Here is a 23,411-nt window from a genome sequence, read left to right as displayed (position 1 = left end):
GATATCCTTTTACTTTTACAATAAAGCAAGTATTTTTCTTTTTATATTTAAAAATTCATCTGAAGTTGTAATATCTCTTGTCCTTTGTTTTGGCAAATCAACATTTATACAACTTTTTATGCATGCAGGTTTATCTGAAAGTATATAAATTTTATTAGAAAGATATATAGCTTCTTCTATATCATGTGTTATAAATAATATAGTTATTTTTAAATCCTTAATTATACTTAAAAGCCAGTTTTGCATTTTTGTCCTTGTTATAGCATCTAGTGCACCAAATGGTTCATCTAAAAGCATAATATTACTCGAATCCATATAAGTTCTGAGGAAGGCAGCTCTTTGCCTCATTCCACCTGATAACTTAGAGGGATACTTGTATTCATAACCTTTTAAGCCGTACATTTCAAAGTATTTTATGACTTCACTTCTTGCTTCAGACTTACGTTTTCCCTTTATATAAAGCGGCAGTGCAACATTATCTATGACTTTTTTCCAAGGAAGAAGCAAGTCCTTTTGATGCATATAACTTATTTCTCCATCTACAAGCACGCTTCCACTATCTGGTTTTAATATATCAGATACTATATTTAATATAGTGCTCTTACCGCTCCCACTTGGTCCAAGTAAGCTTACAAATTCTCCATCATCTACCTCAAAACTTATATCATCTAATATCTTGTCTCCATCAAAGGATTTTGACACATTTTTAAGTACAATTTTTTTGCAAATATTTCTTTCATCCAAAACCTTTATCTCCTTTTACTTCTACTTAGCTGGAAGGAAATCATTCGTAAATGCATCTTCTGCCTTCATATTCTTATTTATAAGCTTTTTACTCATAAGAAACTTAGTATAGTTATCCCAAACAGATACCTTCATTTCACCCCATCTTGGAGCATCATCCTTATACTTAGTTTTCATATATTCTTGACTTTCAAGTGCAAGCTTCTTGTCAATTTCAGGTGCATTTTTAACTAATATATTTGCTGCATCCTTAGGGTTGTCTATGCAATATTGATATCCTTTAGAAGTTGCTTTCATAAATTTTTTAACTAAATCAGGTTTATTTTTAAGCGTACTTTCATTTGCTATTAAAACAGGAGTATAATAATCTAAATCAGGATTTAACTTCCTAATTTCTATAAAGTTAAGTGGTACATTCTTAACCTTTGCTTCTACTCCAGTCCATCCTTCATATATCCATGCAAAATCTACATCTTTTTTTGTAGCTGCAAAGAAATCTTGAGTTCCAATATCTACAATTTTGAGTTTACTATAATCAGCTCCTTGACTTTGCATAACTGATTCTATTACAGCTTTTTCAGAAGGTGAACCCCATCCACCATAAGTCTTTCCTTCAAAATCCTTTACTGACTTTATGTTTTTATCTGCAGGTGATGCAAATCCAGAAGTATTATGCTGAACTATGGCTGCTATAGCTTTTATGGGAAGTGGATTATCTGACGTTCTTGCATAAGTTACATCTTCTTGATAACTTACTCCAAAATCGCCCTTACCTGCAGCTATCAAATTTCCAACTGCTCCATCAGAAGGTTGAATTATTTGTACATCTAACCCTTCATCCTTATAATACCCTTTGTCTTTAGCCACATATAATCCAGTATGATTGGTATTAGGTGTCCAATCAAGTATTACCTTAACCTTAGTTAAACTTTTACTATCCTTTTTTTCTGATGTTTGAGTTCCACTAGAGCACCCCATTAGCAATATACCTATTAGTGCACTTGATGTTAAAATCTTAAAAATTCTTTTTTTATCCATATTAAAATATTGTTGGGTTATATAAATTCCCAACGTCCCCCCCTCATAAAGATACTAATTATTGATATTTTCTTTATCTTTTCTTTGCCACGGCATAAATATGTACTGAAGCACGTACATAAATAGAAATAGTGACATGCTAAGTACTATTACCACTATTATAGCTGCAAATATTTGATCAAGGGCATATGCATTTTTTGCCCTAACCATAAATATGCCAAGTCCTTTTTCTCCTCCAAGCCATTCTCCTATTATAGCTCCCATTATACTGTAAGTAGCTGCTATTCTAAGTCCTGAAAAAAATGAACCCAAACAACTAGGAAACTTTACGTAGATAAACTTTTGTATTTTTGAAGCTTTCATTATGTCCATGAGATTTAACATGTCTTTATCTGCACTGTCCAATCCATCTACAAGACTTATGACAATTGGGAAAAAACATACTAGTACAACAGTTATAACTTTAGGAAGTATTCCAAATCCAAACCATATTATAAATATTGGAGCAAGCGCTATAGTGGGTATGGTCTGAGATATAACGAGTATTGGATAAATGCATGCCTTTATGATTTTTATATTATCCATAAGCAGTGCAATTACTATTGAAAATACTATAGAAATTAAAAAGCCTATCATTGCCTCTTCTAACGTAATGTAAATATGAGGCTTTAGTTGTGGAAGAATTCTAAAAAAAGTTACTACTATATCCTTAGGAGATGGAAGTATATATTTAGGTATTCCTCCTCTATCTACAGCTATTTGCCATAAAAATATTAATATAAATTGAAAAATAACAGCCGCAATTTTATAAGTCGGCTTGTAACGATAACCATTTTTCATCTAATGCACACATCCTATATCAATTTTCTTAAATCACACAAAAACCTCTCTTCTCAATGGAAGAGAGGTCTTATATAAATTGAATTTTATTGACTATTATAAATTTCCTCCGTTGGCATTATCCAATTCAGGTTTTAAGGGTCGAAACCTAATAGTTTCCTCTCAAGCAGTAACTCTGCCTCCCCAAACTTATGTAATTATTTTAAAAATATCAACATAAAGTAGTATATCATTTTAAAGATGAATGTGTCAAACACTTAAAATTATTCTCTATCTATCATCTTTAATAAATTAACCTTCAAATAATATAATTAGTTTATTTTTTACAAACTATTTTATTCATTTATTAATATTCGTGATGATGCAGCTATTTCTTCACTTTTTGCTGTTAACTCTTGTATAACTGCTGATATAGTTTCTATTGAAGAATTAATTTCATTCATTTTGTTGTATAAATCCTCAGAAATCTTACTAATATCTTCTACTAAATTACTCATAGCATTTTCATCATTTTTTGTCGATGCAGCTACTTCTTTAGACTTATAAGCTAATTTTTTCACTTCATTTGCCACAACAGCAAATCCTTTTCCTTCTTCTCCAGCTCTAGATGCTTCAATTGACGCATTTAATGAAAGAAGATTTGTTTGGTTAGCAATACCTATAACTTGTTCGGATGCATTAGAAAAATTACCTACTGCATCTTCTATCTTATTTACGCCTACTCCTAAATGTTTAGAAGTATTTAATATACTAGAAACTTTTGATACTATATTCTGTATAGCTAAAGCACTTTCTTCATTATCCTTTGATACTTCATTTATGGATTCACATAAATCTTTTACATATCTCTTTAATTTTTCACTTTTCATTTCTCTTTCATTATTTAATCTTTGTATGTTTTCAATATTTTCTTCTATTTCTAGATTCTTTTCTTCTGATTTTAAAAATTCTTCTTCTACTTTCTTTTTTACAAAATGCAAACAATTTTCTTTTATATTAATTTTATTATAGATAGATTTGACCATATTATTACAAGTATTATATCCACATGCAGCACAATTCATATTTCTATCGTTATCTGCATACTTTAACATACTTTTAAATATTTCATTACACTCTTCTTTAGAAGGATTTTTTATTTCTGGCAGATTTTCTTCACAGTAACTTCTTGAAAAGTCCTCTAATTTAAGGTTTTTATCAAAATATTCATCAATAAATTTAACTCTACCCTTTAATACATTTTCTTTTTCTTTTAACTTTTTGTCTTTTAATTTTAAAAATTTATATTCTATATCATACCTGTTTAGATTTTCTAAAGAAGCAGTACCCATATTACATCCTTCTGTACAATTTAATACATCTACTATGTTAGGCATATTACTAGATGTTTTTATTCTTTTTTCAAAAAAATCTAAGTACCTTTGAATTTCAAATTGTCCTTCTATCTGTTTTATCCAAAAATCAGTTTTTCTAGCTTCTACATTAGCTTTTAAACCTCCTGGCGTGCTATAAATACATCCCACACTTGAAGGTATATTATCAAAATTTACTTCTTTTTGAGAACTTAAATTTACATGATTCTCAACTAAATATTCTTTAAGTTTTTTAAAAGTCACATTGTAATCTACAAGTCCTAAATTATTTTCATATTTTATTTCATTCATTTTACCTATACAAGGAGATAAAAATGCTATATTTTCTTCTATATTTTTATACTTTTTCAAGTAAATAGCTGTACACATCATAGGGCTTTGTATAGGCGCTAAATATTTTAATATATCCTTTTTATATTTCTCAATATAGTTTACAACTACAGGACATGGTTGGGATATCATTGTTTTAACATTTTTTTCTTTCATATATTTTAAATAAGCCCATGTAGTAATGTCTGCCCCAAAGGATACATCATATATAGTATTTACTCCAAGACTCTTTAAATAGCCAAAAAGTTTCTTATATTCAGGAAAATTTACTAATATTGCAGGTGCTGCTATTACTGTAATCTTCTTTCCCGATTTTAAATCATTAAAGAAATCCTTTGTACTATCTTGAAAAACTCTAGCGTCATGATGACATACTTCTAAACACTTTCCACAGCTTATACACCTTTCCTGATCTACTAATACCTTATTATTTTTATTGGAATCTTTAAAAGAAATATTTGCTCCAAATATAGGACATTCTCTTATGCAGCGATTACAGCCAGTACATTTTTCTTCTATAGTTTTAATATAACATTTGCTATTCATATATATCTCCCTTCAAACAATGAAAATTCATATTACTTAATTTTTTAAATCAAATGATCATATGTTTCAAATATATTATCGATAAAAAGTGACATTTTTTTATATAAAATGACTATTATTTATAAATAGCAATTATTTATAACATTTTTAATATGTTTTTTAATGTAAATACTTTTAAGTAAAGCTTCCCATACTTGATGCACAAAAAGACACTAAGCTTAATGCTTAGTGTCTTTATTAACATACCTGGCAGCGACCTACTCTCCCGCAGGGTCTCCCCTGAAGTACCATCGGCACTGTAAAGCTTAACCTACCTGTTCGGTATGGGAAGGAGTGTTGCCTTTACGTTATCGTCACCAGATTTGAGAAATTGTTCTCTCAAAATTGCACAGTATAGTTAAGTTAAAAGTCAAATTAAATGATTTAAGTTAATTTGGTCAAGCCCTCGACCTATTAGTATCAGTCAGCTGAACATGTTGCCATGCTTACACCTCTGACCTATCAACCTTGTGTTCTTCAAGGGGTCTTACTAGCTTGCGCTATGGGAAATCTAATCTTGAGGTGGGCTTCACGCTTAGATGCTTTCAGCGTTTATCCCGTCCCGACATAGCTACCCAGCCGTGCTCCTGGCGGAACAACTGGTACACCAGAGGTCAGTCCATCCCGGTCCTCTCGTACTAAGGACAGCTCCTCTCAAATTTCCTGCGCCCGCAGCGGATAGGGACCGAACTGTCTCACGACGTTCTGAACCCAGCTCGCGTGCCGCTTTAATGGGCGAACGGCCCAACCCTTGGGACCTACTTCAGCCCCAGGATGCGACGAGCCGACATCGAGGTGCCAAACCTCCCCGTCGATGTGGACTCTTGGGGGAGATCAGCCTGTTATCCCCGAGGTAGCTTTTATCCGTTGAGCGATGGCCCTCCCACGAGGTACCACCGGATCACTAAGCCCGACTTTCGTCCCTGCTCCACCTGTATGTGTCGCAGTCAGGCTCCCTTCTGCCTTTGCACTCTTCGAACGATTTCTAACCGTTCTGAGGGAACCTTTGGGCGCCTCCGTTACTTTTTAGGAGGCGACCGCCCCAGTCAAACTGCCCGCCTAACAATGTCCCGTGGCCAGTTTCATGGCCTCCAGTTAGAATCTCAGTACTGTCAGGGTGGTATCCCAAGGATGACTCCGCTAGGGCTGACGCCCTAGTTTCTAAGTCTCCCACCTATCCTGTACAGACAATACCGAAACTCAATGTTAAGCTGCAGTAAAGCTCTACGGGGTCTTTCCGTCCAACTGCGGGTAGCAAGCATCTTCACTTGCACTACAATTTCGCCGGATTTGCTGTTGAGACAGTGCCCAAATCATTACGCCATTCGTGCGGGTCGGAACTTACCCGACAAGGAATTTCGCTACCTTAGGACCGTTATAGTTACGGCCGCCGTTTACTGGGGCTTAAGTTCATACCTTCGCTTGTGCTAAGTATTCCCCTTAACCTTCCAGCACCGGGCAGGCGTCAGCCCCTATACTTCAGCTTTCGCTTTAGCAGAGACCTGTGTTTTTGCTAAACAGTTGCTTGGGCCTATTCTCTGCGGCCGTCCGTAAGGACGGCACCCCTTATCCCGAAGTTACGGGGTCAATTTGCCGAGTTCCTTAACAGCAATTCTTCCGATGGTCTTAGGATTCTCTCCTCACCTACCTGTGTCGGTTTGCGGTACGGGCACCAGTTTCCTCCATAGAGACTTTTCTTGGCAGCGTGGAATCGGATACTTCTTTCTTAGAAAAGAAATCCCTGTAACACCTCAACTAATCCCAGCGGATTTACCTTCTGGGCACGTCTAAGTACTTAGACACACATCCAACAGTGTGCACATCCTATCCTCCTGCGTCATCCCATCTGTCAAATGGAAGCTGGCGGTATTGGAATGTCAGCCAATTGTCCATCACCTACGCCTTTCGGCCTCGGCTTAGGTCCCGACTAACCCTGGGAGGACGAGCCTTCCCCAGGAAACCTTAGGTTTTCGACCAATAAGATTCTCACTTATTTCTCGCTACTTATGCCAGCATACTCACTCCTGTACAGTCCACCGCTCCTTACGGTACAGCTTCAATCCATACAGGAAGCTCCTCTACCACTCTTTCGAGTCCATAGCTTCGGTGGTAAGTTTTAGTCCCGGACATTTTCGGCGCAGGATCTCTCGACTAGTGAGCTATTACGCACTCTTTAAATGAGTGGCTGCTTCTAAGCCAACATCCTAGTTGTCTTAGAAATCCCACATCCTTTACCACTTAACTTACACTTTGGGACCTTAGCTGATGATCTGGGCTGTTTCCCTTTTGACCGCGGATCTTATCATTCGCAGTCTGACTGCCGAGATACGAGTATATGGCATTCGGAGTTTGATAAGGTTCAGTAACTGTTTTCAGCCCTTAGCCTATTCAGTGCTCTACCTCCATTACTCAATCTCGACGCTAGCCCTAAAGCTATTTCGAGGAGAACCAGCTATCTCCGAGTTCGATTGGAATTTCTCCGCTATCCACAGCTCATCCCATGGTTTTTCAACACCAACGCGGTTCGGACCTCCACGGAATTTTACTTCCGCTTCATCCTGTCCATGGATAGGTCACTCGGTTTCGGGTCTGCAGCATGCAACTAGTCGCCCTATTCAGACTCGGTTTCCCTTCGGCTCCATACCTTAAGTATTTAACCTTGCTGCATACCGCAACTCGCTGGCTCGTTCTACAAAAAGCACGCCGTCGCACTTAAATGTGCTTCGACCGGTTGTGGACACACGGTTTCAGGTTCTATTTCACTCCCCTTCCGGGGTTCTTTTCACCTTTCCCTCACGGTACTGCTTCACTATCGGTCACCAGGTAGTATTTAGCCTTGGGAGGTGGTCCTCCCAGCTTCCCACAAGGTTTCACGTGTCTCGTGGTACTCTGGAATAGATCTAACTTAAATTTCTTTTTATTTACAGGGCTTTTACCTTCTGCGGCGGAGCCTTCCAGCTCTCTTCAATTAGGAAATAAAAGTGTTTATGATCTACCCGCAACCCCAGGAACAAGTTCCTGGTTTGGGCTCTTTCTCTTTCGCTCGCCACTACTTAAGAAATCGATTTTTCTTTCTCTTCCTCCGGGTACTTAGATGTTTCAGTTCCCCGGGTTTGTCTCTATAAACCTATGAATTCAGTTTAAAGTACATGACGTTAGTCATGTGGGTTTCCCCATTCGGAAATCTCCGGATCACAGGCTATTTGCGCCTACCCGAAGCTTATCGCAGCTTATCACGTCCTTCTTCGACTCCTGGTGCCATGGCATTCACCATGCGCCCTTTGTAGCTTGACCTTTAAGTTAAAAATTGCTATAAACTTCACATTACTGCGTCAATGCCATCCCTGCAGTACTCACTTACCTTAAGTAAGCTCCGTTCCTCGCTCAGGCATTTCCTTGTACTGTTCGTTTCTATCAATTTTTATTTCATTAATAATAAGTTATACACTATTATTAATTTTTGTTTGTTAGTTGATATATTATTACACCAACTATAACTATAAGAATCTTTTAATTCTACAAAGTACGATTAATTATATTAATCTTTATTCAGTATAAATATTCTTTTTGGAATAAATATACATGAATATGCTTTACTTTTAACTTATTTTCTCTGTGCAATTTTCAAAGAACAATTTTGAGAGTGATGACAGATAATTAATTCATTATCTGTTAAAAACTATTTAGGTTTAGCCTTTCGGCCCGGCATAATTTTAACTCTAAACTTCGTTTAGCTAAATTATGCGTTAAAAACTATTTAAGTTTTTAACCCCTCAAAATCAAACAGAGTATAATAAAACCAGTCTTTTAAGATAGAATTAACTATCTTACGACTCCTTAGAAAGGAGGTGATCCAGCCGCAGGTTCTCCTACGGCTACCTTGTTACGACTTCACCCCAATTATTAACCCCACCTTCGGCCGCTGGCCCCTTACGGTTGCCCCACGGACTTCGGGTGTTGCCAACTCTCATGGTGTGACGGGCGGTGTGTACAAGGCCCGGGAACGCATTCACCGCGGCATTCTGATTCGCGATTACTAGCAACTCCAGCTTCATGCAGGCGGGTTTCAGCCTGCAATCCGAACTGAGGTGAATTTTGAAGTTTGGCTCACCCTCGCGGGTTTGCATCTCTCTGTATTCACCATTGTAGCACGTGTGTAGCCCTAGACATAAGGGGCATGATGATTTGACGTCATCCCCACCTTCCTCCCGGTTAACCCGGGCAGTCTCACTAGAGTGCTCAACTTAATGGTAGCAACTAATGATAAGGGTTGCGCTCGTTGCAGGACTTAACCTAACATCTCACGACACGAGCTGACGACAACCATGCACCACCTGTCTCCCTGCCCCGAAGGGCTTCCCTAATTACAGGTAATTCAGGGGATGTCAAGTCTAGGTAAGGTTCTTCGCGTTGCTTCGAATTAAACCACATGCTCCGCTGCTTGTGCGGGCCCCCGTCAATTCCTTTGAGTTTTAATCTTGCGATCGTACTTCCCAGGCGGAGTACTTACTGCGTTTACTGCGGCACAGAAGGGGTCGATACCTCCTACACCTAGTACTCATCGTTTACGGCGTGGACTACCAGGGTATCTAATCCTGTTTGCTACCCACGCTTTCGTGCCTCAGCGTCAGTTACAGTCCAGAAAGCCGCCTTCGCCGCTGGTGTTCTTCCTAATCTCTACGCATTTCACCGCTACACTAGGAATTCCGCTTTCCTCTCCTGCACTCTAGATATCCAGTTTGAAATGCAGTCCCCAGGTTGAGCCCGGGGTTTTCACATCCCACTTAAATATCCGCCTGCGCACCCTTTACGCCCAGTAAATCCGGACAACGCTCGCCACCTACGTATTACCGCGGCTGCTGGCACGTAGTTAGCCGTGGCTTCCTCCTTTGGTACCGTCATTATCGTCCCAAAAGACAGGGCTTTACAATCCGAAAACCTTCATCACCCACGCGGCGTTGCTGCATCAGGCTTTCGCCCATTGTGCAATATTCCCCACTGCTGCCTCCCGTAGGAGTCTGGACCGTCTCTCAGTTCCAATGTGGCCGATTACCCTCTCAGGTCGGCTGCGCATCGCTGCCTTGGTAAGCCGTTACCTTACCAACTAGCTAATGCGCCGCGGGCCCATCTCAAAGTGGATTTCTCCTTTGGTTATTTTACCATGCGATAAAATAACTTTATGCGGTATTAATCTCCCTTTCGGGAGGCTATCCCCCTCTTTGAGGCAGGTTGCCCACGTGTTACTCACCCGTCCGCCGCTAGATCCATTCCCGAAGGAATTTCTCTCGCTCGACTTGCATGTGTTAGGCACACCGCCAGCGTTCGTCCTGAGCCAGGATCAAACTCTCAATTTAATTTCTTATATATAAACTCTTTTCAGAGTTTCAAGTTCAATTTAAGCTCATTTACTTTTATACTTTTAAGCTGTTTTCACAGCTTTCAAAAGAATTGCTGGTTTATTATTCTCTTCTCTGTTTGATTTTCAAGGTTCATCGCTGTTTCACTCAAACAGCTTTTACAGTTTATCATGTGAATTTCAAACTGTCAAGAACTTTTTTAAAATTATTCTTAACTTTCATAAAGTTATTAATTTTCATATTAAAAGCTCTTTTGGTTCGCCGCCCGAATCTCTCAAGCGACATGTGTTATCTTATCACCTTTCATTATCCTATGGATTTCTTAATACTATTATTATCCAAAACTATACGCATTATTCTTTAATTTACTTAGCTTTTCTAACTTTTTTATATATGGACACTCCATGTTGAGTGTACCGCTTATCCATTATAGTTTGAATTTAAATACACTAAATGTTATGGTTCAACCCCTGCATAAAATAGCGATTTTTTATTTCTATTATAACCCTAAAGGCATTAGTAATAGAGGAAAAGGGCTCTCTAGAATTTTTCAATCTTAATATATGTAAACTTTCAAGCATTTCATTTTTAATGAAAACCCAGGCTTTTAAAATCACCTGGGTTAATCAAAAATTTTATATATTGTAAACAATGATTTCTTTAATAAGCATTCTGCTATTATTCATCTTTCGCCGCTGACAACCTCAATTGTCTGTTCTTTTCATTTTGTTCTTAACATATTAACAAATTGCTTGTACATCTATTTATTAAATTAATCAGTAAGTTCTGTAATCTTCTTATTGCAAGCAAACAATATAATTGCTCCAACAAAAAGAATACATGGTATAGCTATAAATACTTGCAAGGTTCCTAGATTTTCCATAATTCCTTGTACATATCCTGCTGCCTTTTGAGATATAAAGGTAGCTAAGCTCCATACACCCATTAGTAATGCCAAATATTTAGGTGGTGCATTTTTACTTACTACTGAATTTCCTAGTGGTGAGAAACATATTTCTCCTAAGCTTTGGAATAATGTAAACATTAATATCCACATCATGCTTAAGCTAGCAGTTGTTCTTCCACCCCTTACAATTTCAGCTATTGCCATAACTAAGAATCCAATACCTAGTAATATATATCCTAGAGCTATTTTTTGTGTCATAGTAAGGTCTCCATTTTTTCTTTTCTTAGAAAGTTTCATCCAAAATGCAGCCATCACTGGTGCTAATATTATACAAATTAATGAATTAAAGGATGTTGTAGTCCATGTAGCAGGTATCGTAAGGCTGCCAACACTAAAGTTAGTATACTGATCAATATACAATAATAGTGATCCTTCTGTTTGATTATAGAATACCCAGAAAAATACTGTAAATAATGCTAAAATTAATATAACAACAACCTGATTTCTTTCTCTTTTAGTTAATGGTCTATTAGCATCTACTTTTTTAATATCTTCTTTTCCTTTGCTAGAAGCAATAGCATATTTATTAGGTCTTTTTCCTAGATCGCCTAGACCCTTACAGGTAAATAAAAATACAATTCCTGATATTAGAGCAAATATTCCTGCTAATAAGTAACATAATCTAAATCCGTGTGTAATGTATAGTGCACCTAATGCAATTGAACCAACGAATGCTCCAATATTAACAAATGAGTAAATAATTGAATATCCCATATCCTTACGCGGATCATCTTTTTCATATAAATCACCAACTAAGGCATTTAAGTTACCTTTAAAGAAACCTGTTCCAATAGATACTACTACGATAAGTGCGTTAATCCATGCAACGCTGGTAGCGAAATAACCTAGTGCCCAACCTATAGCCATAAGAATTGTACCTAATATTATACAATATCTTGTTCCTAGCCATCTGTCTGCAATTATTCCTCCAAATATTGGAGCTAGATAAGTAAAAGCTCCTAAGTTTGCTGCTATAATTGCTGCGTCTGCCTTTGAAATACCAAGTCCGCCTCTTGCTATGGACCATGATAAGAAAAGTACTAAGATTGGTTTACCTCCATAGTACGCAAATCTCTCAAAGGTAAACGTTAATCCTAATCCGTACAGAGCCTTAGGCTGCGCTAGCTTCGGCTCTAATTGCGTAGTTTGTCCATTCATAAAAACTCCTCCATTTCTAGTTCTAGATAATAAATAATGACTGAGTTAAAAGCTCATATCATATCACAAATACTATTACATATGATTGTTTTAGTTTTTATTACAATACAATCCTCGGATTATTTTACATATATGTATAACTTAGTATTGAATTACATTTGATACAATCACAATTCAATTGTTTCATAAAATTTGTAATTTTTCAATATATTTTTTAAAGTTTTACTTATACTTAAATTTTTTCTATCTTATTTTAGAATTATTGCATATATACTCATACTTTTTTCACAATTATGCAAATCAATGCACTATTATTTTGTTTAATCTTTTTATTACACCTCTTTTTTATAACTTACATCAAAAAAGTAAATAACATGCGGTTCTATTTATAGTAAAAATTTTAAAATAATGAAAATAATTTGAAAATCTTCATTATACATTATAATGGATTTTTTATGTATGTGTGAGGTATTTTTTGTATCTCACTTTATTTTTTAAGCAGTAATTACTACTATCTTTACCTACTAAAGTTATACTTTAAGTTTAAAATTTAATTTAACACAAAATTTCTCTAAAAAATTATATAAAAAATTCTGAAACTAATGTATAATAGAAACATATTCTATATTTCGACTATATTTTCACTATGAAATTTTCAACTATACACTCTCAAAGGAAATGATTTAATTATGGTATTTGAAACTATTGCACATCATCTTAACAAAGATGGGAACACATGGTTTTTAAAATACAAATCTAATATTTTTATTTTAAATTTTTACAAAGGGGATGAAAAAATGGAAAACACAAACAGAAGACCATTTGGCTTTTATGTATGCTCATTCGCTTTCTCATTAGAAAGATTTGCATTCTACTCAGCAAAATGGTTAATTGCAGTATTTGTAGTTGCCAAAGTAGCAAATGGAGGACTTGGTCTTACTGCCGGGGATGCAGCAAAAATGTCTGCAAACTTAGTTGCATTCACCTATCTTGCACCATTAATTGGAGCATATATTTCTGACCGTATCATAGGTGCTAGATACCTTGTTCCTATAGGAATGATTTTCATGGGAGCAGGTTACTTAGTAGGATGGCAGGCTTCAAGTGCTGCTATGATTAATTTAATGATTGTTTTAGTTTCTATAGGTACAGGTTTATTCAAGTGTCAGACAAATGCTATTACAGGTAGACTTTTCGATGACCCTAGACAATTAGATAGCGCATTCTCTACTCAATACTCTTTCGTTAACTTCGGTTCTTTCTTTGGTACAACAATTATAGGTGTACTTGCTGGGACTAAAGGATACGCCTTCTGTTTCTTAATTTGTGGAATTATGATGTTTATTGATGCTGCTTGGTTCATCTTTGGATGGAGATTCTTAGGAGAAACAGGTAAAAAACCATTCAAGGTTGATGAACACAAAAAAGTAAAAGAAAAGCAACAAACAGAGGAAAAGAAACCTCTTACAACAATGGAAAAAAAGAGAGTTGCAGCCATTATTTTAATATCTGTATTTTCTATAATCTTTTGGATATTCTGGTACTTAGCATATATGCCTGTATACTTCTACTGGGATGGAGACCATGCAGCTGCTAACTGGATGATAGGCAACTTTAAAGTTCCATCAGTTTGGTTTGACTCATTAAATGCATTTATGTGTATCTCGCTAGGGCCGATTCTTGGCGGATTGTGGACAAAATTAGCTAAGAGACCTCAAGGTGACTTAAGTATGTTTAAGAAAACTGCTTTAGGTATGCTATTATTAGGTTTATCTTATATAATCTTTGCAATGGCAGATGTTACAAGAGGTAGCAATCTTGCACCACTAGGTTGGATTATTGCATTTGGTATAGTTTTATCTTTTGGTGAAATGGTATTTTCACCACTTGGAAACTCTTTTATTAGTAAATTTGCTCCACCTAGATTATTATCACAAATGATGAGTGTCTGGGTACTTGCTGTATTCTTTGCAGCAAAATCTTATGGATGGCTATATGAATTTACATTAAAATTCAAATTTTCAACTGTATACTTTGTAATTGCAGGTATTGCTATTGCAGCTGGCATTATTCTTTGGTCATTAGATAAAACTTTAAACAGTTTAGTTGTGAAAGATGAAGAATTACAAAGCGAACATGAAGAATTGCAGGCATAGTTAATAAACAAGCCATTGTTTACAATGACTAAAAGTATTATATTAGTATTTAATAACTTGATTAGGAGGAACTAACTATGGATACAAAAAAGCTAAACAGAATACTAAAATCAATGGAGGAGCATGAGATTCCACAAATGATTATCTCTGATCCAACAACTATTTTTTATTTAACTGGAAAATGGATTCTTCCAGGAGAAAGATTATTAGCATTATATTTAAATGTTAACGGAAACCACAAAATCGTTATTAATGAATTATTCCCACAAGAAGAAGATCTTGGTGTGGAAATCGTATGGTATAATGATATTCAGGACGGAGTAGAAATTTTATCCAAGTTTGTAGAAAAAGATAAGGTGATGGGTATCGATAAAGTATGGCCATCTAAATTCTTATTAAGATTACAAGAACTTGGCGGAGGAAGCAAATTCGTAAACGGCTCTTTAATCGTTGATTATGTGAGAATGATTAAAGATGAAAAAGAAATTGCCCTTTTAAGAGAATCTTCAAGATTGAATGACCTCGTAATGGATGAATTGATTCCATGGGTGGTAAAAGGTTTGTCCGAAAAAGAATTAAACGCTAAGGTTCGTGAAATTTACAAAAAACATGGTATTAACGAAGTATCTTTCGATCCTATTACAGCATATGCTAAAGGAGCCGCAGATCCACACCATGTAACAGATGATTCAAAAGGAAATCACGGAGACTGTGTTATCCTTGATATCGGCGGATTCTACAAGAACTACGCATCTGATATAACAAGAACTGTATTTATCGGTGAAATTTCCGAAAGACAGAAAGAAATCTATGACATTGTTTTAGAAGCAAACTTAAGAGGTATTGCTGCTGCAAAACCTGGGAACAGAATGTGTGACGTAGACTTAGCCGCAAGAAAGTACATTGAAGAAAAAGGATACGGAAAATATTTCACACACAGAACTGGCCATTCCTGTGGTTTGGAAGACCATGAATTCGGTGATGTTTCTTCTGTAAATGAGGACATTATAAAACCAGGACAATGCTTCTCTATTGAACCAGGAATTTATCTTCCAGAAGAAGGAATAGGCGTTCGTATTGAAGACCTTGTTATCACAACTGAAGACGGCTGCGAGGTATTAAATAAATATCCAAAGGACATAATTATTGTTCCTGAATCCAAATAGACAAAAGGAGGTTACTTATGAAGATTACTGAAGGCTATATGCCATATCTAGAATATAAAACTTATTATCGTATAGTGGGTGAATGCACTGGAAATAAGAAGCCGCTGGTTTTATTACACGGCGGACCTGGCTCTACACATAATTATTTTGAATTACTTGATAAAGTTTCAGAAGATGGACGTGCGGTTATTATGTACGACCAACTAGGATGCGGACTGTCCACAACACCTTCCCGTCCTGATTTATGGTGTGCCAAGACATGGATTGAAGAATTAATCCAGCTGCGTAAGCACTTAGGATTGGACGAGATTCATTTATTAGGACAATCTTGGGGTGGAATGCAGGCAATTCAATACGCTTGCGAATACAAACCAGAAGGAATAAAAAGCTATATTTTATCCAGTACTTTACCATCTGCTGCAATATGGGAAAAAGAACAGCGCAGAAGAGTTGCATACCTTCCGCAAGAAATGCAGGATGCTATTGCAAAAGCAGAAAAATCCGGAGATTACTCGTCAAAAGAATATCAAAAGGCAGAAGCAGAATTTATGCGCCGCCACTGCGCAGGCCAAGTAGGACCAGATTCACCAGAATGCCTAAGACGTCCAAAGGCTGCTGGAACGGAGGCTTATATAACTGCATGGGGTCAAAATGAATTCACTCCATCTGGTACATTAAAAAACTTTGATTTTATGAAAGAGATTGAAGATATTCAAGAACCCTGCTTAATTATAAGCGGTTTACTTGATCTTTGCTCACCGCTTATTGCAAAAACAATGTATGACAAAATTCCTAATTCAGAGTGGGAATTATTTGAATTCAGCCGCCATATGCCATTTGTAGAAGAAAATGAAAAATATATAAAAGTTCTTAATAAATGGCTGAATAAAAATGACTAATCTATCACAGCATGAGATGATTCTCAATGTGATATAGTCTCCTAAAAACAAAGCTCAATTATTATTCTTCCAATCTTTGTAAGGGGTCTAGCCCCTTGCAAAGATTCATTAATATTAACCTTTCCTAGCCTACTCCCAATGTCATCAAGTTAATATGTAAACAACTTGGAAATTTCAAAAAAAATTGCCCACTAAAACTTTAAACAAACTTTTGTTGTAAAATTACACAAAACAACTTAAAATTGATATATAATAGAGTTATATTCTGAATTTTAGATATATTCTTTTAAAAATTTTCAACTAGACACTCTAAAAGAATATGAAAGAGGGGGATAAATATGGGGAAAAATGAAAAAGAGATAATTTCAAAATTGAGAGCGATTATGGAAGAAAAGGGATTGGATGCTTATATTATTCCATCTTCAGATAATCATCAAAGTGAGTATGTAGGAGAATTTTTTAAGGCAAGAGCCTATGTATCAGGGTTTACAGGTGATGCTGGAACAGTTGTCATTACAAAAAATGAAGCGGGGCTTTGGACTGACGGAAGATTCTTCCTTCAAGCTGAGTATCAGCTTAAAGACAGTGGAATCAAGCTCTTTAAAATGGGTAATCCAGGCGTACCTACTATATTGGAATACTTGGAAGCTGAAATGCCCAATAATGGAAAACTAGGATTTGATGGACGTCTCATTGCCATGCAAGAAGGGGAAGAGTTCGTTCAGAGACTTGCTCATAAAAATGTGGTGGTTGAGTATAACCATGATCTTGTTAATGAGGTATGGGAAAACCGTCCTAAGTTGGCAAATGAACCTGTTTTTCTTCTTGAAGAAAAGTATTCTGGCGAAAGTACTGCATCTAAACTTGGCAGGGTAAGAGACGTTATGAAAGAAGCAGGCGCAAATTATCATGTCCTCGCAACCTTGGATGAAATCGCATGGCTGCTCAATATACGTGGAAATGACATTATGTATTCACCATTGATTCTTTGTTATGCGGTTGTCTCCATGGAAAATGTATATTTGTTCATTGAAGAAAGCCGAATTGATGCTAAGGTTAAGGAAACTTTAACTAAGGATGGTGTAATGCTAAGACCTTACAACAACATTTATGAATATGTTAAAGATTTCAAGGCTGAAGATGTAGTACTTATTGACCCAGATCGTATTAATTATGCGCTATATAAAGATATTCCAGCTTATACAAAAAAAATAAAAATGGAAAACCCTATTGTACTGTTCAAAGCCATTAAAAACCCTGTGGAGCTTGCCAATATTGAAAAAGCTCATGTTAAAGATGGGGTTGCTATTACGAAGTTCATGCATTGGTTAAAAACAAATGTAGGAAAAATGAAAATTACAGAAATGAGCGCTTCTCAAAAACTAGAAGAGTTCAGAAAAATGCAGGATAATTACTTGTGGCAGAGCTTTGAACCAATTTGTGCTTTCAAGGAACATGCAGCTATGATGCACTATACATCTACACCTGAAACAGATGTGGAACTTGCAGAAGGAAACTTCTTATTAACAGATACTGGTGGAAACTACTTTGAAGGATCAACAGATATCACCAGAACAATTGCCCTTGGCGAAGTAAACAAAGAACTTAAGCATCACTTCACAGCTGTTGCCAGAAGCATGATGAATCTAGCACGTGCTAAATTCTTATATGGATGTAAAGGCTACAACTTGGATGTATTAGCTAGAGAACCTATGTGGAATCTAAATACGGATTTTAAGTGTGGAACTGGTCATGGTGTTGGTTATTTGTCAACTATTCATGAAGCACCTACCGGCTTTAGATGGTGTGTGGTACCATCCAAGCACGAAACCCATCAATTGGAAGAAGGCATGGTTATAACTGATGAGCCTGGCATTTATATAGATGGATCTCATGGTATCCGTACAGAGAATGAACTTATTGTTAGAAAAGGTATTGAAAACGAATTCGGACAGTTCATGTACTTTGATACTGTAACATATGCTCCAATTGACTTAGATGCCATAGATCCAGAAGATCTTAATCGTGATGAGAAACTGTATTTAAATAGCTATCATAAACTTGTATACCAGAAAATAGCCCCTCACTTAACTCACGAAGAGCGAGATTGGTTAAAGGTGTATACAAGAGAAATTTAAAAAATTAGATTGAGTGTAAATATGCCTCCTATCTATTAATAGGAGGCATTCTTATTCCTAATTTATACTAATTGAAATCAAACTTATTAAAAATGTTGCGGTAGAAAGTATTACTGCTATCATTAGAACTCCTGTTATTAAAATATTATATCTTATTAAATCAATGGTTAATATATATTTTGATAAATTTACAGCATTAAGGATAAATAATATTAGAAATATAACCCACAGTCCTGTAAAAGCTCCCTTTATATCGGCAGAACTTAAAGATATATGGGATGATATACATATAGCTATAAATAAAAATACATAAAAGTATGGATTTTCAAAGTTCTTCGGAGAAAAAATAACTTTCAACAATCCTGAATAAGAATTTATTATTCCTTGAATTGTGCTTTTATTTAGTACTGTAACATGTAAACTTTCAACCATTATATTCATAAACCTGTTATAAGCTTGTGGTATTATAAACCTCATTAAAGCTATTATAGAAAAAGTTCCCCCAAATATGGGTGCTGTACCTATAAAAAAGTTCCCTACTTGCTGATAAACACTGCCTTGTTTATAGCTGTGCTGTACATATCCCATTACTCCGTTTTCATCAGGCTTTTGAATTAGTTTTATCTTAGTAATCCTATGTCCAAATAACAAAGCAAAAATAGCATGACTCAATTCATGTATTGGAACACCAATAATCCCTGTTATCATTACTGCCTTACTTCCAAAACTTCTCTGGAAATTTATTATAGACTTATTTCGTAACACTTCAAGAAGCAATCCAACTAAAACAATTATTCCTACAAAATATACTGTTTCTATACAAGTTTTTATTAATAATTCAATTATAAACATTATGCTATATTCCCAACTTTCGTAAATATTTTATGAGCATTTACTTTTATTATAATATTCTTTTCTATTTACAAAATCAACTTTTAAAATAATTTAGAAAAATAACTTCAAATTAAATTAGGGTAAACACATCTCCATATTTTTTTCAATATAAAGATGCGTTTGCCCTGTAACTATCCACAGTAAAAATACCGCAGTAAAAAGACAGTATTTCTGCTTTTTATTAATCAGATATTCAAAACCTATGATTTTGTGATGGTTTCTTACTTCTGTGCAGAATGAACAGAATTTTCATTGTTAATTAGCCTCAAATATAAATTATAATTTTCATCATTAAAGCAAACAAATCTAACTTCTTTTAAACTCTTATAATTAGGCATTACAGACTTCACAGTGTCAAAAGCTATTTTAGCAGCTAATTCTTTTGGAAAACCATATACACCTGTGCTTATATTAGAAAATGCAATAGTTTCAATTCCATTTTCTGCTGCCAGCTTTAAGCTGTTTCTATAACAATTAGCTAAAAGGGTTTCTTCATTATTATTTCCGCCCCTCCATATAGGTCCTACTGTATGAATAACATATTTTGATTTAAGATTTCCTCCTGATGTTATAACCGACTTACCAGTCTTTAATTCTCCTATTTTTTTCACAATAGCTGTGCATTCTTCAAGTATTTGCCTTCCACCTGCTGCATGTATAGCTCCATCTACTCCACCGCCGCCAAGCAGACTGCTGTTTGCTGCATTAACAATTGCATCAGCATCTTGTTTTGTTATATCACCTTTTGTTAATAAGATCTTATCATACATATATTTATAATCCATTAAATATTCACTTCCTCTGCAGTGTATTATTCCTAAATTTACTTGAAGTTTTGTAGTATATTTCCATAATACCACATGAATATTTAAAATCAACATGTAGATAAGAAATATGATGTAAGAGCTTTTAACAATTCAACTTCAACAAAGCAGGGAGTTTTATATAACACGCTCTCTACTTTAAGTATTAAACATAAATGGCAACAGGTATAACATTAATTCCTGGTCCATTTACCTTCGTAGTAAAATTATCTGGTACCAATATTCCATTACTATTTAGTATCGCTAAGTAAGGGGCTAAAGATTCTAGAAATATATTATAATAATCGCTCATAGCTGTTTTTCTTAGTAAATCAACATAATTATCCTTATCTACAATTCTTGAAACCTTCCCCAAAACCCTTAATTCTGAATGTGCTAAATCATATACATAAGCATTTTTATTTGAAAAGTTATTTAAGTTTACAGTTAATACCACATTAAAAGAATTTATTTTTAAAACTATATCAGTTGTATTATTCATACTTAAAGAATTTCTTAAAAATTCTAATTGATTTAACATAGATGTAATATTAGTTATCCCGGGTAACTTTTCCCTTATTAGGTTATCTAAAATTTTAGTATCATAGGACTTTATTACACCTATCAATGTATTAATCGATGACAAAAGCGATGTTGTTATCATATTTGCAGTAAATTCCACATATTCCCCAAACTTTATTTTACTATCAAAAATATCTTGTTCCATTATTGGTTTAATCATATTTTTGTCAAGCATCATAGTTCTAACTCTATTAAATCTAGAGAAATCCGTAAATATTATTCTCGAATTAACATCTTTTTCAAATTCTATTTCGCCCTGAAAATTTCCTGAATCATTTTCGTTATTAACAACAGCTTTTTTTTGTATAGTTTCCTGAGATCTATTCTCTTGCGTTTTTCTAAAATTAACTTCTGCCTCTTCACGATTCCTAACATTTCTACTTTCTTCAAATCCGTCAAACATTAATGCAGCCAAGTCTAACACTAAAGCTTGATTTATATAAATTGGTATACCATTTACCATGCACTACTCCATTAAATTGCTATAATACATAATATTAACCACATAGGGCGGGGGTTACCACTTAAGAATGGTTCTTTCCAGAGTTAGTTGATATTAAAATATATTTGCAATCATTTTGTGCAGCAAACTTGCTTTATTTATGTAAAAATTTAAGTTTTCAACTAAGAGTGGAAAGAATCATTCTTATGATATCATTTATATTCAATTACAAATATTCTTTACTATTACTTGGGGAATGAATGGGCTAAAGCCCAAACCCACTGTAAGTGTACATTTTATGTTATGGTTCAACATCTCTCTAGCTACATTAGCTACTTCATTGTATATATTTAAATACATTCCATGTTATGGTTAAACATTGCTAAAAGCCGTTGCCAAATTTCCTACAGTATTATTTAAATACATCTTATGTTAAAGGTTCAACCCTTTTTCTAACGGCTTAGAATGGAGATATTTAAGCATTTAAATACATCTTATGTTAAGGTTCAACAATAGTAACTATCCATAAGTTCTTTAGGATCAACTTATTTAAATACATCTTATGTTAAGGTTCAACCTTTTCAACTACTGCTCCTTTTTTACTAACAGCTTTATTTAAATACATCTTATGTTAAGGTTCAACATTATATAATATTAACAAAATATAGTACACTTATCTATTTAAATACATCTTATGTTAAGGTTCAACAAATTCTTATAGATGTTTTACTTTCCTTAATATCTATTTAAATACATCTTATGTTAAGGTTCAACAATATAGCCCCTGCACTTTCTGGATAAGATTTCACAATTTAAATACATCTTATGTTAAGGTTCAACCCTTTGTACAAAAATGGAATCCATTACTGCATAGTATTTAAATACATCTTATGTTAAGGTTCAACTCTACTATTGCTCTTGCTGTCTGACCTCTTAATATATTTAAATACATCTTATGTTAAGGTTCAACAAAGCTGGGAGAGATAAAGCTCAAGATCTGCAGGCATTTAAATACATCTTATGTTAAGGTTCAACTGCAAAAATTACATTAGCATTAGATAGTCTACCTGAATTTAAATACATCTTATGTTAAGGTTCAACAAAGCTAAAACAGAGGAAATAAAATCTGTTAAGGCTAATTTAAATACATCTTATGTTAAGGTTCAACGTTATCTTCCATGGGACTACCAACTATAGCAACATAATTTAAATACATCTTATGTTAAGGTTCAACGTTATCTTCCATGGGACTACCAACTATAGCAACATAATTTAAATACATCTTATGTTAAGGTTCAACCAAGTTTTAAAAAGTGTGGAAAAAGCTATAGAGCAAATTTAAATACATCTTATGTTAAGGTTCAACTTCTATCTAAATGTATTTCTATAATTTCTCTTAAAAAATTTAAATACATCTTATGTTAAGGTTCAACGTAAATGTTACTCCATTATCTCGACTGATTGAATAACTTAAATACATCTTATGTTAAGGTTCAACCCTAGTATCTATGAATATATCAACACTTTTCGAATTATTTAAATACATCTTATGTTAAGGTTCAACCAGATGGAGAACTAGAAGAAAGTATTATTGATATGCATTTAAATACATCTTATGTTAAGGTTCAACGGTATGTCAACATTTAGGCACAAAAAAGCAAAAGCTATTTAAATACATCTTATGTTAAGGTTCAACTGAACAACTAAAAGGATTAGATGAAAATATCTATGAATTTAAATACATCTTATGTTAAGGTTCAACCCTCTTGTTAAAGAAGGAGAATTTTTTAATGATTCATTTAAATACATCTTATGTTAAGGTTCAACACTTTTTTATTTTGTAAAGAAAGGAGGTTTACAATATTTAAATACATCTTATGTTAAGGTTCAACGATTACCTTTGAAGCCTGGAACCATAAAAAAGGCAAATTTAAATACA

12 protein-coding genes, 3 rRNA genes, 1 CRISPR repeat array and 1 riboswitch (1 of these 17 cut by a window edge) are annotated in these 23,411 nt (G+C 34.7%); of the genes, 4 read left to right on the top strand and 11 right to left on the bottom strand.

Translation table 11 applies throughout. The features are described 5' to 3' along the window. Positions 1-15: 15 nt before the first annotated feature. The 8 genes from EBB51_RS06795 to EBB51_RS06760 form a co-directional block, all read right to left on the bottom strand. Positions 16-744: an ABC transporter ATP-binding protein gene (locus EBB51_RS06795; RefSeq protein WP_190285237.1), complete on the bottom strand. Its 729-nt coding sequence runs from the start codon at positions 742-744 to the stop codon at positions 16-18. Between the two features lie 21 nt (positions 745-765). Then, the gene (locus EBB51_RS06790; protein ID WP_347560928.1) at positions 766-1,815 is read right to left on the bottom strand and encodes an ABC transporter substrate-binding protein; all 1,050 of its coding nucleotides are present in this window, start codon (positions 1,813-1,815) and stop codon (positions 766-768) included. Between the two features lie 21 nt (positions 1,816-1,836). After that, entirely contained in the window at positions 1,837-2,622 is a 786-nt protein-coding gene (locus EBB51_RS06785; protein ID WP_123053764.1) for an ABC transporter permease, read from the bottom strand. A gap of 87 nt (positions 2,623-2,709) precedes the next feature. Then, a riboswitch (TPP riboswitch) is annotated at positions 2,710-2,818 on the bottom strand. A 139-nt stretch (positions 2,819-2,957) separates the two neighbouring features. Next, positions 2,958-4,871 carry a [Fe-Fe] hydrogenase large subunit C-terminal domain-containing protein gene (locus tag EBB51_RS06780; RefSeq protein WP_123053763.1) on the bottom strand — a complete coding sequence of 638 codons (1,914 nt, stop codon included), beginning with the start codon at positions 4,869-4,871 and terminating at the stop codon, positions 2,958-2,960. A gap of 244 nt (positions 4,872-5,115) precedes the next feature. After that, positions 5,116-5,232: ribosomal RNA gene (rrf, locus tag EBB51_RS06775) — 5S ribosomal RNA — on the bottom strand. Between the two features lie 72 nt (positions 5,233-5,304). Beyond that, positions 5,305-8,204, bottom strand: a 23S ribosomal RNA gene (locus EBB51_RS06770). Positions 8,205-8,751: 547 nt separating this feature from the next. Then, positions 8,752-10,264: ribosomal RNA gene (locus tag EBB51_RS06765) — 16S ribosomal RNA — on the bottom strand. The 16S, 23S and 5S rRNA genes sit together here, the layout of an rRNA operon. A 775-nt stretch (positions 10,265-11,039) precedes the next feature. After that, positions 11,040-12,392 carry a peptide MFS transporter gene (locus tag EBB51_RS06760; RefSeq protein WP_123053762.1) on the bottom strand — a complete coding sequence of 451 codons (1,353 nt, stop codon included), beginning with the start codon at positions 12,390-12,392 and terminating at the stop codon, positions 11,040-11,042. A 797-nt stretch (positions 12,393-13,189) separates the two neighbouring features. On the opposite strand from EBB51_RS06760, the gene EBB51_RS06755 reads away from it, so the two are divergent. The 4 genes from EBB51_RS06755 (at position 13,190) to EBB51_RS06740 (ending at position 18,751) form a co-directional block, all read left to right on the top strand. Continuing rightward, entirely contained in the window at positions 13,190-14,548 is a 1,359-nt protein-coding gene (locus EBB51_RS06755; protein WP_123055002.1) for a peptide MFS transporter, read from the top strand. Between the two features lie 77 nt (positions 14,549-14,625). Then, a complete protein-coding gene (locus EBB51_RS06750; RefSeq protein ID WP_123053761.1) occupies positions 14,626-15,714 on the top strand; it encodes a Xaa-Pro peptidase family protein in 1,089 nt (362 codons plus the stop codon). A gap of 17 nt (positions 15,715-15,731) precedes the next feature. Continuing rightward, the gene (gene pepI, locus EBB51_RS06745; RefSeq protein WP_123053760.1) at positions 15,732-16,613 is read left to right on the top strand and encodes a proline iminopeptidase; all 882 of its coding nucleotides are present in this window, start codon (positions 15,732-15,734) and stop codon (positions 16,611-16,613) included. 338 nt (positions 16,614-16,951) lie between these two features. Continuing rightward, complete coding sequence (locus EBB51_RS06740; protein WP_123053759.1) at positions 16,952-18,751, top strand: aminopeptidase P family N-terminal domain-containing protein; 1,800 nt, start codon at positions 16,952-16,954, stop codon at positions 18,749-18,751. Positions 18,752-18,808: 57 nt separating this feature from the next. On the opposite strand, the gene EBB51_RS06735 is transcribed toward EBB51_RS06740, so the two are convergent. The 3 genes from EBB51_RS06735 to EBB51_RS06725 all read right to left on the bottom strand — a co-directional run bounded on the left by EBB51_RS06735 (position 18,809) and on the right by EBB51_RS06725 (position 21,493). After that, positions 18,809-19,606 carry a M50 family metallopeptidase gene (locus tag EBB51_RS06735; protein ID WP_190285353.1) on the bottom strand — a complete coding sequence of 266 codons (798 nt, stop codon included), beginning with the start codon at positions 19,604-19,606 and terminating at the stop codon, positions 18,809-18,811. A gap of 260 nt (positions 19,607-19,866) precedes the next feature. Continuing rightward, on the bottom strand, positions 19,867-20,430 hold the full coding sequence (locus EBB51_RS06730; protein ID WP_123053757.1) for an ADP-ribose-binding protein: 564 nt from the start codon (positions 20,428-20,430) through the stop codon (positions 19,867-19,869). Positions 20,431-20,614: 184 nt separating this feature from the next. Further along, positions 20,615-21,493, bottom strand: coding sequence for a hypothetical protein (locus EBB51_RS06725; RefSeq protein WP_123053756.1), 879 nt, complete (start codon positions 21,491-21,493; stop codon positions 20,615-20,617). Positions 21,494-21,755: 262 nt separating this feature from the next. Further along, a CRISPR array of direct repeats spans positions 21,756-23,411; the repeat unit is 30 nt; unit sequence ATTTAAATACATCTTATGTTAAGGTTCAAC (it continues 6,321 nt past the right edge of the window).

Source organism: Clostridium sp. JN-1, assembly GCF_003718715.1.
GTDB lineage: Bacteria > Bacillota > Clostridia > Clostridiales > Clostridiaceae > Clostridium_AV.
This window is presented reverse-complemented; position numbering and strand designations above follow the sequence as displayed.

What these genes read in the sequence shown, in the direction of transcription:
- EBB51_RS06780 (WP_123053763.1), bottom strand. Translation starts at nt 4,871, where the DNA reads ATGAATAGCAAATGTTATATTAAAACTATAGAAGAAAAATGTACTGGC.
- EBB51_RS06785 (WP_123053764.1), bottom strand. Translation starts at nt 2,622, where the DNA reads ATGAAAAATGGTTATCGTTACAAGCCGACTTATAAAATTGCGGCTGTT.
- EBB51_RS06760 (WP_123053762.1), bottom strand. Translation starts at nt 12,392, where the DNA reads ATGAATGGACAAACTACGCAATTAGAGCCGAAGCTAGCGCAGCCTAAG.
- EBB51_RS06740 (WP_123053759.1), top strand. Translation starts at nt 16,952, where the DNA reads ATGGGGAAAAATGAAAAAGAGATAATTTCAAAATTGAGAGCGATTATG.
- EBB51_RS06750 (WP_123053761.1), top strand. Translation starts at nt 14,626, where the DNA reads ATGGATACAAAAAAGCTAAACAGAATACTAAAATCAATGGAGGAGCAT.
- pepI (WP_123053760.1), top strand. Translation starts at nt 15,732, where the DNA reads ATGAAGATTACTGAAGGCTATATGCCATATCTAGAATATAAAACTTAT.
- EBB51_RS06725 (WP_123053756.1), bottom strand. Translation starts at nt 21,493, where the DNA reads ATGGTAAATGGTATACCAATTTATATAAATCAAGCTTTAGTGTTAGAC.
- EBB51_RS06730 (WP_123053757.1), bottom strand. Translation starts at nt 20,430, where the DNA reads ATGGATTATAAATATATGTATGATAAGATCTTATTAACAAAAGGTGAT.
- EBB51_RS06755 (WP_123055002.1), top strand. Translation starts at nt 13,190, where the DNA reads ATGGAAAACACAAACAGAAGACCATTTGGCTTTTATGTATGCTCATTC.